The following is a 13293-nucleotide window of genomic DNA, read 5'->3' on the forward strand; positions in this document are numbered from 1 at the left end:
ACCCTATTAGCCGACCACGTGAATTTCACTGGCACCCGAACCTTTGGCTTTGACTTGGATTTTGACGGGAATACGTTCATGCATCTCTTGAATATGTGAAATCAAAATCACTTTTCGTCCTTGTGATTGCAAGCGATCAAGTGCATCCATCACGATATGCAACGAGCTTGGGTCAAGCGTGCCAAAACCTTCATCAATAAATAACGATTCCAACTTCATATTGCCTGATGCCATATTGGCGATGGCAAGCGCCAAAGCGAGCGAGACCAAAAAAGTTTCACCACCTGATAAGGACTGTACGGGGCGGGTTTCATCATTCATATCATGATCAATGATTGCGAGTCCAAGACTATCGGGAATACGTTGTAGCTCATAGCGTGGGGCGAGCGGTTGCAGCTGCTGATTGGCGTACTCTAGTAAAATATCCAAGTGATGATGCTGTGCATAACGCTGAAATTTCGCACCGTCACGACTGCCAATCAAGTCAGAAATCTTCGCCCAACGATTGGCTTCCTGTTGTTGTTTCTCGACCTCGGCTTGGTATTTGGCATAGGCTTTTAGCTGTTGTTCATGATGAATCAGCTGACTGCGCAAAGTTTCAAGTTGTTGATTAAGTGCTGTTAATTTTTCATTTAAAAGACGTTGTTGGTTGTCTAATTGCGCCAATTCCAACGTTGGTTTTGAGGATTGGTGTGCGACTTGCAATTGTGCAATTTTTTCTAAATCATTTTGACACAGGAGCAAAGCATTCTCGAATTGTTGTATCTGTTGGCGTAGCTCTACAAGGTCATTTGGGTTCGAGTTTTGACATTGTTCAATCAGCTGTTCATTAAAATGTGGATGCTGTGCGAGCCAAGTGGTTTTTTCAGTTTCGGCTTGTTTGGCTTGCTTGCGATAGACGTCGAGCGCACTTTGGATTTGATCTCGTTGCTTTTGTTGTTGTTGCCAAAGCAATTCTGCATCTTGATAAGATTTTTGAGCGTGCTGACGTTGATCGATCAAGCGCTCTAAGTCTTGGTTTAAGTCTTTAAGCCATTCATTGGCTGAGCTGAATGTTTTAGCCGAATGCTTTTGCACGATTTCAGCAAAGTGTTGACGGTTTTCTTTGCCTTGTGTGGTGATGCGTTCGAGTTCGTTGTTTAACTTTGCAATCTGCGTATCAAGCCATTGCACTTTGTCACGTAAGGCATGTTGCTTCTTCTGTAAATCTTGTAGCGCATGTTGATGGGTTTGCAACGCATTTTTTACGTTGACACGTTGTTGAATTTGCACTTTTAATTGTTCGGCAGAGTTTGTCGAATCTTGTTTCCATGCCATTTCCCACGTATTATCCCCAGCCTCAGACAGTTGCTCGAGAATACGATGTTCAGCAATTTCCAATTGGTTGAGCTGATCGGCAATGCGCTGTTGTTGTTCCAATTGATGGCGCAAATGTTGATAGTTGGCAAGTTGTGCAGATACGGTTTTGGTATGCCGTTCTGCATCATGCTGTTGTTGTTTTAGCGTATTCAATTGCGCATCAAATTGCTGTTGTCGCACATCACTGTCGGTCGACAAATCAAGATGAAATTCGATTTTAACCAGATCAGTTTCAAGTTGAGATTGCAGTTGCTTGAGTTGCTTTTCTAATTCTAATAATTGCGTTTGCATTGAATCAATCTGATGTTGACATTGCAGATAGTTCTGCTTGCACAGTTCAAATTGTTGCAGTTTTTCCGTTTTGCGTTGTTTGGCATCTACAAGTTGTTGATCTTGCACTTGATTTAAGGCTTGCTGAAGTAAATCGCTGTGATCAACAAAAGGATGCGTCGAGCTACCACAGACCATACAGGCTTGCTCAGGCTGAAGTTGTGCACGCAAATTTTCAATATGTTCACTGTGCAAAAGGCGTTGCTCAGCCAATATTTGTTGTAGTTTTTCCAAATTTTTTTCAGCTTCAAGATGTGCTTTTTCAGCGGATATTTGATTTTCTTTAAGCTGTTTCAGTGCGCTTTGCTGTTGGGTGAGATTTGCTGTAAGTTGCGACTTTTTCTGTTGTGCGTCTTGGCACTGCGTAAAAAGTCGTTGCGTCCCGTGCGCATGAATATTGCGTTGCTCAATCCGTTGAAATTGCTGTTTTGCCTGTTCGACGATTTGAGAAAATTCGGCGAGTTCACCGAATTGATCTTGTTGTTTTTTGAAGTCTTGGGATAATTTATTGAGTGATTCACGAAACTTTTCTCGATTAAAATTATCGACATGAAAATCAGCAACCTTAAAATCATCAATACTTTGTGTCAGTTGTAGCAACTTCTGTTGCTCATGTAAAAACGCATCAATTTTTTCCAAGCTCGCTTTTGGCTCAAGGGTAAAGCTGTCGATGTCTTGGGTTTGTTTTAAAATCGTATTGGCTTGATCAAGCGATTTTTCAATCTTGGATTGGTTTTGTTCAAGTTGCAAAAGTTCGCTTTGCTGGATTTTAAGATTGCTATTATGTTGTTCTAGTTCAGGTTTTTTCTCTTTAAATGCAATGGCGAATTGGCTACGCTGATTATCCAGTTGTTGTGCTTGCTCAATATCAGGCTGTAATTGTTTGATCTGCTGTTGCCGATCTGTCACCGATTTTTCAGCTTGATTGAACATTTCAAAACATCTCGTTTTGTCTTGTTCAGTTTTAGCGAATTCAGTTTGATTTTTTTCTAGGCTTTGATTTGCCTGTTGAATGTGCTGTTGTGCCTGTACAAATTGATCAAAACTGGCTCTAATCTGTTGGAATTGCTCCAGTTGTTCAAGCCATGTTTTGTCTTGCTCGATTTGCGGACGTTGCAATTCAAGTTGTTGTAAGTGCTGATTTTGTGCCGTGAGTTGTGTTGCAAAATCTTGTTGTTTTACAAACCATTGCTGTGCCTGTTCCAGTTGTTTTTGTTCGAGTTGTAGCGTGGTGCGTTGCTGTTGATTTTCCGCTTCGTCAGCTTTTAATTGTTGAACCTGCTCCTCGCTGAGTAGTTCAATATGTCCGATCATTTGTTTGAAATTATTTAGCTGATCGCTCGCTTCTTTGGTTTTTTCAAAAGCCACTTGGCTGACTAAGCGAAAAATATTGGAATTAGTCAAATATTCCAATAAATCAGCACGTTCTTGATCTTTTGCCTTAAGAAATGCGCCGACTTCTGACTGAGCTAAAAGCACAGCCCGTGTGAATTGTTCAAAGGTCAGCCCAATCAAGTTTTCCACAGTCGGTGTGCATTCTGACTTTTTCTGGGTCAGGACACGTCCTTCTTCCAGCGCAGTGACTGAGCGATCGACCAATAAGTTGCCGTTGATTTTTCCTCGTGCACGACGCACTTGCCAGCGTGCCAGGTAACGCTTTTGATCGAGTGCCAAAAATTCAACTTCAGCAAAGCCCTCCGCTGTACCACGACGCAGAATTTGGCTACTGTCTTTGATGGTGATGCTTTTGCCACTGGCATCTTGTAGCTGACCTTCGGCACTTTTGAGGCGTGGAATTTGATCGAATAGGGCAAGACACATCGCATCCAAAATGGTGGATTTGCCTGCACCTGTTTTACCTGTGATGGCGATCAAACCAGCGTGCGCTAGTGGCTCATCTTCAAAATGAATCACTTGTTCATCGGCAAGTGAAGCGAGATTATTTAAGCGTAATGAGAGAATTTTCATGGTGTTATTCTTATCAATTAGGATTCATGTGATTGGTATTGACGTTGTTGTGCCTCATCAAGCACGCTTTGAAAATCCTGTTCCACTGCTTGATCTGCGCTAAAACCTTGTTTTGCCCAGATGTGCTGAAATAATTCCGTTGGTGTTGGCGGAGCGAGATCGATTTTTGAGGTTGCTGTACTGGTATTCGCATTTTGTGCTGTGGTTTTACGCTGAATCCGTAGTAGTCGGTAACAGTTAGCTGGTAATGCCTGTTCAATCTGCTGGCGTAAATCAAGCGGTGCAGGGCGGTCACTGATGTATTCGATTTCTAGAAAATCCCGTAAATCATCTTTGCCATTTTCACACTGCTTCACCTCAGCGGGGAGAGTGCGAAGTTGTTGCATGACATCATCTAGCTCACCTGTAATCCGCTTTAGGTCGATAGTGCGTGGTACTTTTAAGGCGTCGATTTGCAATTTTTGCGCATCAGATTTGTTTGGGTCAAGGGTGATATGTAGCACTTGATGAGGGTAGTTGCGCTCACTAAAGGAAAGCGGAATCGGTGAGCCACTATAGCGAATATGATCTTGCCCGACTTTTTGCGGTTTATGCAGATGCCCAAGCGCCACATAGTCGATGTCATCACCAAACAGATCACTGGATAAGGCTTCTTGATTGCCGACCACGATCGGACGTTCCGATTCAGACTCTTGCCCGCCTTGCATGTGGGCATGCGACATGATGATCAAGGCTTGATCGCCAGTTTGGCGTTGCTTGGCTTCATTGATCAGTTGCTGATGGATATAGCGAATGGCAGATTGATGGTCTGTTGTATCCGCATTAAATCCTGTAATTTCTGCGGGACGTAAAAAGGGCAAAGTCACACACCAAGCGACGATTTCTCGTTGATTTGATTCCGTATTAAATTCATAAATCGGTTGAATCAAGCGCTCGGCATTTAAGGTTTTGTCTTCATGCCAATGCACCAAACCCACTGTTTTTGCATTATATTTTTCGAGTAATGGCTCAATCTGCTCAATGCGATAGCCTGAATCATGATTGCCTGCGATCAGCAAGGTTTGCATCTGCGGGGCAACTTCATGCGCATCGGCAAGGAAGCGATTTAGTTGTTTTTGCGCTTGAGAACTTGGATTGATTACATCGAAAATATCACCTGCGATCAGCAAAGCATGCGGTTGTTTCTCTTTGATTTGCACGATTAACCACGCCAAAAATTGGGTATGTTCGTAGTCACGTGGATAGTTATGGAATAACTGCCCAAGGTGCCAATCCGCAGTATGAAAAAACCGTACAGTCATCGAAGTTACTCAGCCCAAACCATAAAAATCACTGATGCTAAATTAACATAAATTGCTTGCTGAAAAGAGCTTTTCACAGTGAAGTGCGACATATTCAGTCGTCATCATTTTTTGTTATTCTGAAGTGGCAAACTGGCAAAAGTGCTTAGTCTTACTTCAACTGGTCAAAATGTTGAGCGACGACTTTGAGCTCGGCAGTTTCATGTGACCAACGATATACCGTATCATCCAATTGTTGTTCATTAGTTTGCATATTGCTCTGTACATTTTCCAATTTTTTAAAAATCAGTAGATCACCTGAACCGTTGCTGGCGATGGCAATCGCATCAGTGGGAAATCCGTGCCATTTTTGCGCTTGTTTGGTCTCCACAGTAATATGGTTGCAGGTGCGTTTGATACGTTTCTTATCCGCTTGATCGAAGAAGGGAAAGAGTTGCCAAAGGTCATCATCGGCGATGACTTCACCACCGTTCGTTTGGATCATTTTTGCTTTAAAACAGGGTGGGAAAATCAGTCCGAGCTGGTGTTCTGTTTGTAGAATATATTTTTCATCAATTGGAAATGGCATAGATCGAGATTCTCCAAGAGCGATTTCAATTCATTTTCAAGCGGTCAATTTATTGCGCCGACTCATCGACTTCAAAAATCCCAAACACATTATTGTCCAAATCAACAAAATAACCCTGCCAACAACGTCCTGCGATGGCGAATTTTGGCATAGCTTCAAGTCCTCCCAATTCTAAAATCTTCTGCGCTGTGGCATCAAAACTTTCCACTTGGATCGAGCAGGTATAAGCATTGGTGCCATATTCCACAGGCGGGACTTGGCAAGGGCGTTGTAACAGTCCGCCGTGCATGCCATCACTTTCAATCCGATAATATTCAATCGGCAAACCCTCGACTTTTTCAAAGCGCCAACCGAACACCTGCTGATAAAATTCAGCATCACGAGATGGGTTAGAGGATTGGATTTCAAAGTAAGCGATCGAGTTCATTTTATTTTCCTTGTCGGCTAAAAATGCCGTGGATGGCTTTTTCAGGATAGTTGAAATAGGTTATGATTCGTTATTCATTTTTTAGACCATAACATTACGATGCAACCATTTGTCCTGTATAACTCTGAGCAACGTCAAAAAGCCCCATTCCAACCGCTACGTGAAGGCGAAATTAACCTTTATGTCTGCGGGATGACGGTCTATGACTACTGTCATATTGGGCATGCTCGGGTGATGGTTGCATTTGACTATATTACACGCTTCCTGCGCATTCAAAATTGGAAAGTGAACTATATTCGCAACATCACCGACATCGACGACAAGATCATCAAACGTGCTAATGAAAATGGCGAAACGATCAATCAATTGACCGACCGTTTTATTACTGCGATGAATGAAGATGCGCATGCGCTCGGCTGTCTTGATCCTGATCAATCGCCACGTGCCACGGATTATATTCCGCAGATGCAGGATATGATTAACAAACTCATTGAGAATGATGTGGCATATCCTGCACCGAATGGCGACGTCTATTATGCGGTGGAAAAATTCGCCAAATACGGTCGTCTATCAGGGCGTAAGCTCGAGGACATGCAAGCAGGCGCGAGTGAGCGTGTCGATGTCGAAGTGCAAAAACAACATCCATTTGACTTTGTGTTGTGGAAATCAGCAAAACCGTCTGAACCATCTTGGCAATCGCCGTGGGGCAATGGTCGTCCAGGTTGGCATATCGAATGTTCTGCCATGTCAACGTGTTGCCTAGGTAATCATTTTGATATTCATGGTGGCGGTGGTGATTTGATTTTCCCACATCATGAAAATGAAATTGCACAAAGCGAAGGCGCAACGGGCGAGCAATATGTCAACTACTGGATGCACGTTGGTTTCGTCAATGTCGATGGCGAGAAAATGTCAAAATCATTGGGCAATTTCTTTACTATTCGTGATGTGATGGAAAAGTTTCATCCTGAAGTGATTCGATATTTTATCCTGTCATCACATTATCGTAGTCCGATTAACTTCTCAGATAGTGCACTCAAAGAAGCCAAAAATGCCTTAACTCGCTTTTACCAAACCAATAAAGCGGTGCAAAATAGCGACGAAGTACAGCAGATTTTAGCCTCGATTAAACTCGAATTTGTACAAAGTACGGATGCCTATCAACGCTTTGTCAAAGCTATGTCGGATGACTTTAATACACCTGAAGCTTTATCGATCTTGTTTGAATTGAGTCGTGAAACCAATCGTGCAATCAAAGCTGAAGAGTGGCAACAAGCAGCCAATGCTTATGCAACACTCAACGCCTTATGTGAAATCCTCAATATTGCACAGCATGATACTGATGAATTCTTAAAGTCAGATGTGGGTGCAGAAAATAGCTTATCCAATGACGAAGTCGAAGCACAGATTCAAGCCCGTGCTGATGCCAAGAAAGCCAAAAACTTTGCCGAGGCAGATGCAATTCGTCAGGCTTTACTCGATCAAGGCGTGGTGCTTGAAGATAGTCGTCAGGGGACGACTTGGCGCCGTGTCGATTAACTATAATCAGGCACTTTAACTCTGCTACTGCGTTAACCTCACTCGAAGTACGACATGTACGTCATCGCTCGGTTGCCTTGTAGCAAAATTAAATTGCACTAATTATAGGTGCGAAGGCGGTATTTGATAGAAATTAAACTGTTGTGCTAAAAAAACGCCAGTTAATTGAAAAATGTGAAAAAAGTAATTGACGGTGACAATATGATGACTATAATAGCGTCCACAAAGCGGGAATAGCTCAGTTGGTAGAGCACAACCTTGCCAAGGTTGGGGTCGCGAGTTCGAGTCTCGTTTCCCGCTCCAAATTCTGAAAGCCTCAATCACAAGATTGGGGCTTTTTTTATGCCTATTTTCAATCACTTAGAATGGCGTATTACTCAGCTTTTCTCAATTTTGAGTTTTATTAAAAGTCAAGCCCTGTATCCTGACTTCAAAAAAGTGGCTAAAAGTGACCAAAAATTGACTGAAAGTGTCCACGTCTTTTTTGCTGGTCAAATCACGCCTAAATTATTCTTCAGAATTTTTTTTGAAGCTTAATAAATCTCCGACATCTATGTCTAGAAAGTCGCAAATTCTATTGATTGTTTCAAAATCAATTCTTGTTAACTCATCATTATAAAGTTTATGCAGGGTCGTTTTATTGATCCCTGTACCTCTTATTAGATCAGAAACCTTCATTCTTCGTTCAGCTAAAAGAATAGGTAAGTTACAAATAATCACAATATATTCCTCTAATCCAATGAATAAATCATTGTATTTATGTACATTCAAGGGTAAATTACACACATCAGATGAAATATTTATTTGATGCAATCCAACTTTACAGGAATACATTATGACACAGACCTATCTGACAACCAAAGCGCTATCAGAGCGAATCCATTACAACGAACGAACTATTCGTAATCAGTTGAAGGTTGAGCAGGTTCAATCAATCGCAGATTCTAAAAAGTGCAGAGAGTCCACACCCCAATAGATTTCATCTTGATAAAAGCAGGTTGGTGCGCCAAAAATGCCACGAGCAACGGCTTCTTCAGTCACGTCTTTTAATTGAGTTTTCACCTGTTCATCGCTGAGCCATGTCATTACTTCTCTTTTGTCCAAGCCTAATTCTTTTGCTAATGTTTCAAATTCTGCTTCGTCATTGAGATTACGAGGCTCTCCAAACATGGCATGAAATATGGTTTGAATCGCCTGTGGAAAGGAGTCAGGTTGATACAAATGAATTGCAGTGATTAGACGCATCAATTGTAGTGTGTTGATCGGAAAATAAGGATTCATCTGCATCGGAATGTGCCACAGCTTCGACCAACGCTGTAAATCAATCATGCAGTAGCGTGCTTTGGCAGGAATCACCATCGGTGAATGGTTGCCAGTTGCTTTAAACACACCGCCGAGGAGCATCGGCTTCCACGTGATTTGTGCTTCTGTATTTTTGCAAATTTGCAGTAGTCGATGACATGCCATATAGCTATATGGACTACCAAAATCAAAATAAAAATCAATATTTTTCATCATTCATTTTTCCTTAAATGTATTATTTTTCAGTGTCCATTACCATTTTTCAGACCACGGACGGAGATCCAGCTCATGCGTCCAAGCATCACGAGGTTGCTGTGCAAGATGCCAATAATTTTCAGCGATATGTGCAGGATTTAAAATGCCGTCAAATTCCTTTCGAGCGTACATTTCAGGGAAAGTGGTGGCAATGAAGTTAGTATCAATTGCGCCATCGACTACCACATGCGCCACATGAATATTGCGTGGACCAAGCTCTCTCGCCATGCTTTGTGCCAATGCTCGCAGTGCATGTTTTGCACCTGCGAAAGCTGCAAAGTGTGACGCACCACGAACGCCAGCGGTTGCTCCTGTAAAAATGATCGTGCCTTTTTCACGTGTAACCATGCGCTTGGCGACTTCACGACCTGTTAAAAATGCGCCAAAGCACGCCATTTCCCAGATTTTGAAATATTTACGAGCGGTTTCTTCCAAGATGCTACAAGGTACATTTGCGCCGATGTTAAATACCATGATCTCGATCGCACCGATATTGGCTTCGATGTGTTCGATGAGTTCAATTACTTGATCTTCTTGACGAGCATCAGAGGCAAAGCCATAGGCACGACCACCTGATTGTTCTATCTGTTGGATAAGTGATTGGAGTTTATCTGCGTTGCGTCGGGTCATACAGGTAGTATAACCCCCTTTGGCAAAGCGCTTGGCAATCTCACCACCAGTTGCATCGCCTGCACCGATGATCAGTGCTACAGGTGGTTTGTCTTTTTCATCAGCAGTCATATTCAACTCCATTTGGTGTGATGATCAGGTATTAATCTATTAAATAACGATCGTTACTATAACGAATACTATGTTATGATGAAAATCAGGTCAAGTACAAAATTGAGTCAATCACGATGCGTTACAAACCTGGTTATAAAGAAGCAAAGCGCAAAGAGTTGTTAAAGCTCAGCGGTCAACTCGCTAAGCAACACGGCTTTTCGGCGACTGGTGTAGATGCTTTTATGAAAGAAGCAGGGGTGACCAGTGGTGCGTTTTATTCACACTTTTCATCTAAAAATGAACTATTTAAAGCCTTAGTCGAAGCGGAATTAGAGCAAAGTTTAGCAATGTGGCGTGCGAATCCGAATGACTCGGCAGATGCATGGATTGATTTTGAACTGGAGCGTTATCTCGGTTTAAATCATTTAAAGCGTGCCGGTAAGGGCTGCGCATTGCCTGCGCTTGCAAGTGAAATCGCTCGGGCGGATGATGAAATTAAGCAGGTTTATCAAGATCGCTTGCTTGAAGGGCATACGCTATTTCGCAAATATTTGGGTAGCGATGAAAAAGCATGGGCTGTGATGTCACAATTGGTTGGTGCGATTACCTTGGCGCGAGCGATGGCAGATGAAGCACAACAAATCGCAGTATTAGAAGCCTGTAAAAGCACGGTGAAAGATTATTTGCGATTGGCAAAAATGGCGGGTTGACTGCGCACTGTTGCTTTAAAAATATCAGTTGAAATTACTGCCTGAAACCGATGGGTTCAGTGCGTTTAATAGGTCAATTATTCTGATGATACACATAATATTGCAAGCCTTTGAGTAGTAAATCTGACTCAACAATCGGTTGATATTGCATCAAATGTTGTGCAAAAAATGGCGCATCGCCACCTGTTAAAATCAGTTGAACATCAGGATGCGTCTGTAAACTCTGATGAATTGCACCAAGTAAACCCAGCAAAATACCGTGATGTACTGCATCACTGGTATTACGCCCAACCGCAAGACTTTCAAAGGCTTGATCGGGGATTTTAATGCCTTTGGTGCCTTGTGTGAGGGAATCACGTTGCAGGTACAAACTTGGCAGAATATAGCCACCCAAATGTATTTTTTCTTCAAGTAAATCAATCGTCAACGCTGTGCCACAACCGATGATGCAATAGTTTCCACGATTTTGCGTCATGGCTAAGACTTGGAGCCAACGGTCGATACCGAGCTGATTGGGCGTATCATAACCTGTGATTAGGTCTGCATATTCGGCATGCACTTTGGCAAAATAAATCGGTGCTTTGAGTCGTTTTAAGGTCTTTTCAATGCGCTGATTGGTCGCTTGATCTAAGACGGATGAAATGCCAATTAAGCTGATATTTTTATTTTGGAAATGTGAACTTAGACCCAGTAACAAATCGGCAGGGGATTGTAGGTGCAATTCGGCTGCATGTTCAATGACCTGACCCTGTGCATCACAAAGCCAATATTTTAAACGCGTATTACCCAAGTCGAGCCAAAGTTGATTCATGTGTTTCAGTAAATCTTTATGGAATCATTAGGCGACCATCATAGCAGACAGTATGTGTAGCGTCTGCATCTTGGCGAATCAGCATTGCGCCATCATCTTGAATGCCTTGAAAATAACCAACGAGATCGGCTTGATGTTGCCGTTGAATATTGACCCATTGATTTTTAAACGCAGCAACAGCATTAAAGCGTTGTGCAAGATTTTGACTGCCGAAATTAAACCATTGCACCGCTTGCTGTAATGCCAGATAAATTTCCGCTAAAAACTGAATCCGATCATAGTGTGTTAAGCCAAGCTCTGTAAGGCTGGTGGTCGCTTGCTGAATATCTTTACTTTGCTCAAAAGGCACGACATTAATGCCAATACCAACAATGACCTGATGTGCATTGATGGGTTCAACCAAAATGCCTCCCCATTTGCCTTGTGGGCTGTAGAGATCATTTGCCCATTTAATTTGTAACTGATCTAATTTTTCTAAAGTGGCTGTGTGCAGAATATTTAAACCACATTCCAACGCAAAACGCCCATCAACAGGACGTTCAAGCGAAAACAGCGCACTCAAAAAAATATTGCCTTGTGGAGACAGCCATTCACGTTGATGTTGTCCACGCCCATGACTTTGTTGATGACTGATCACAAGTGCAGATTGCACGCCTTGTTCATGTAAGGTGCGTACATCATCGTTGGTCGAGCGTGTATTGGACTTGCAAATTATCCGCTCTAGCGTAGCATGGTGGCGTTCCAGTAAGGCGCTGAGTAATTGTTGCTCGGTTTCTGGGCTTTGGATGCAAAAGGTTCGATCCATGACTTTACTCATATATTTGTTGATTGGTGCAGCGGCAGGATTTACTGCGGGCTTGTTTGGTGTGGGTGGTGGCTTGACCATTGTGCCGATACTGTATTTGGTCTTTTTACAGCAAGGTTATGAGCCGACGATCGTGATGCATATGGCACTTGGGACATCGCTGGCAACCATTATCATTACCTCGATCAGCTCCTTGTCTGCGCATCATAAGAAAGGGGCGGTGCTTTGGCAAGTGTTTCGCAATCTGGCGCCTGGTTTGATCATTGGGGCATTTCTCGGTGCGGGTGTGGCGGATTTGTTGCCTGAGCATGGTTTGCAACTGATTGTGGGCTTTTTTGCCTTTTGGGTGGCGTGGCGTATGTTTCGTACCGCAAAAGTGGAAATTGATCCAACGGCGAAACTGCCATCCAAAGCAGCACAAATTGGTGCTGGTGCAGGGATCGGTGTGGCATCGGCGATCTTCGGCATTGGCGGTGGTAGTCTGACTGTGCCTTATCTCAACCGTCATGGGGTGCAAATGCAAAATGCAGTGGCGACCTCGGCAGCATGTGGCTTACCGATCGCAGTCGCTGGCGCTTTGGGCTTTATGTGGTTTGGCGCACAAACGGCTGAGCCGATCAAAGGTGCAGTGGGTTATGTGCATATTTATGCTTTTATTGGCATTAGTTGCATGAGCTTTATCACTGCAAAACTGGGCGCAAAAGTGGCACATCAACTGTCACCTGCGATGTTAAAAAAATGCTTTGCGTGTTTGCTTTCGGTGGTGGGTACATTCTTTATTTATAAAGGATTTTTCTAAACAGGCTACGCAGCCATGCATTTTTAGGGAAAAACAGGCAAAAAAAAGCCTAGCCATTGGGGAGGCTAGGCCGAAAAACGAAAATGTTGAATGCAAAAATAAATACAATCTCAATAAAAAATGTACATCACATTCGATAGCTTTATTATCGGTGAAAATGGGTGAAGGGTACAATTGTATTTTATTATCGATGTGATGCAAAAAACCGATATGCATTGTGATGCATGTGGTAAAAAATTCTATAAATGCAATGTGATAAGAGAATCATCATCTGAGCGAAGGCTGTACTTTTGTAAACATCACTTTTGACTAAAGCGATAGACGGTATTCACTATTGAAAATTGTTAGACAAAGTGTCGACGGTTTCATGCTAGACTGGGATAAATACAAAGCACA

General features: G+C 42.7%; 12 protein-coding genes and 1 tRNA gene. 4 read left to right on the forward strand and 9 right to left on the reverse strand.

The annotated features are described in order from the left end of the window. Positions 1-6: 6 nt before the first annotated feature. From BLQ60_RS11550 to BLQ60_RS11565, 4 genes are all read right to left on the reverse strand, one after another. On the reverse strand, positions 7-3657 hold the full coding sequence (locus BLQ60_RS11550) for an AAA family ATPase (protein ID WP_092620621.1): 3651 nt from the start codon (positions 3655-3657) through the stop codon (positions 7-9). Between the two features lie 17 nt (positions 3658-3674). Next, complete coding sequence (locus tag BLQ60_RS11555) at positions 3675-4958, reverse strand: exonuclease SbcCD subunit D C-terminal domain-containing protein (RefSeq protein WP_092620624.1); 1284 nt, start codon at positions 4956-4958, stop codon at positions 3675-3677. 151 nt (positions 4959-5109) lie between these two features. Beyond that, positions 5110-5526 (reverse strand): SMI1/KNR4 family protein, encoded by a 417-nt coding sequence (locus tag BLQ60_RS11560; protein WP_092620627.1) that lies wholly within the window; start codon positions 5524-5526, stop codon positions 5110-5112. Positions 5527-5575: 49 nt separating this feature from the next. After that, on the reverse strand, positions 5576-5953 hold the full coding sequence (locus BLQ60_RS11565) for a VOC family protein (protein ID WP_092620630.1): 378 nt from the start codon (positions 5951-5953) through the stop codon (positions 5576-5578). 99 nt (positions 5954-6052) lie between these two features. On the opposite strand from BLQ60_RS11565, the gene cysS reads away from it, so the two are divergent. After that, the gene (cysS, locus tag BLQ60_RS11570) at positions 6053-7492 is read left to right on the forward strand and encodes a cysteine--tRNA ligase (protein ID WP_092620633.1); all 1440 of its coding nucleotides are present in this window, start codon (positions 6053-6055) and stop codon (positions 7490-7492) included. A gap of 227 nt (positions 7493-7719) precedes the next feature. Further along, positions 7720-7795: transfer RNA gene (locus tag BLQ60_RS11575), tRNA-Gly, on the forward strand. Positions 7796-7999: 204 nt separating this feature from the next. On the opposite strand, the gene BLQ60_RS11580 is transcribed toward BLQ60_RS11575, so the two are convergent. From BLQ60_RS11580 to BLQ60_RS11590, 3 genes are all read right to left on the reverse strand, one after another. After that, a complete protein-coding gene (locus BLQ60_RS11580; RefSeq protein WP_092620636.1) occupies positions 8000-8212 on the reverse strand; it encodes a helix-turn-helix domain-containing protein in 213 nt (70 codons plus the stop codon). 207 nt (positions 8213-8419) lie between these two features. Next, entirely contained in the window at positions 8420-9007 is a 588-nt protein-coding gene (locus tag BLQ60_RS11585; RefSeq protein WP_092620701.1) for a 2-hydroxychromene-2-carboxylate isomerase, read from the reverse strand. Between the two features lie 39 nt (positions 9008-9046). Then, positions 9047-9790 carry an SDR family oxidoreductase gene (locus BLQ60_RS11590; protein ID WP_092620639.1) on the reverse strand — a complete coding sequence of 248 codons (744 nt, stop codon included), beginning with the start codon at positions 9788-9790 and terminating at the stop codon, positions 9047-9049. Between the two features lie 116 nt (positions 9791-9906). On the opposite strand from BLQ60_RS11590, the gene BLQ60_RS11595 reads away from it, so the two are divergent. Next, a complete protein-coding gene (locus BLQ60_RS11595; protein ID WP_092620642.1) occupies positions 9907-10482 on the forward strand; it encodes a TetR/AcrR family transcriptional regulator in 576 nt (191 codons plus the stop codon). Between the two features lie 73 nt (positions 10483-10555). Here BLQ60_RS11595 and BLQ60_RS11600 read toward each other — a convergent pair whose 3' ends face one another. Both BLQ60_RS11600 and BLQ60_RS11605 read right to left on the reverse strand, forming a co-directional pair. Next, positions 10556-11293, reverse strand: coding sequence for a type III pantothenate kinase (locus tag BLQ60_RS11600; protein ID WP_092620645.1), 738 nt, complete (start codon positions 11291-11293; stop codon positions 10556-10558). Positions 11294-11309: 16 nt separating this feature from the next. Next, complete coding sequence (locus BLQ60_RS11605; protein WP_092620648.1) at positions 11310-12098, reverse strand: biotin--[acetyl-CoA-carboxylase] ligase; 789 nt, start codon at positions 12096-12098, stop codon at positions 11310-11312. Between BLQ60_RS11605 and BLQ60_RS11610 the strand changes: the two genes are divergently transcribed. Next, positions 12097-12897, forward strand: a complete 801-nt coding sequence (locus BLQ60_RS11610) for a sulfite exporter TauE/SafE family protein (protein WP_092620651.1) — start codon at positions 12097-12099, stop codon at positions 12895-12897. The genes BLQ60_RS11605 and BLQ60_RS11610 overlap by 2 nt on opposite strands. Positions 12898-13293 lie beyond the last annotated feature (396 nt).

This window comes from Acinetobacter marinus (genome assembly GCF_900096915.1).
Taxonomy (GTDB): domain Bacteria; phylum Pseudomonadota; class Gammaproteobacteria; order Pseudomonadales; family Moraxellaceae; genus Acinetobacter; species Acinetobacter marinus.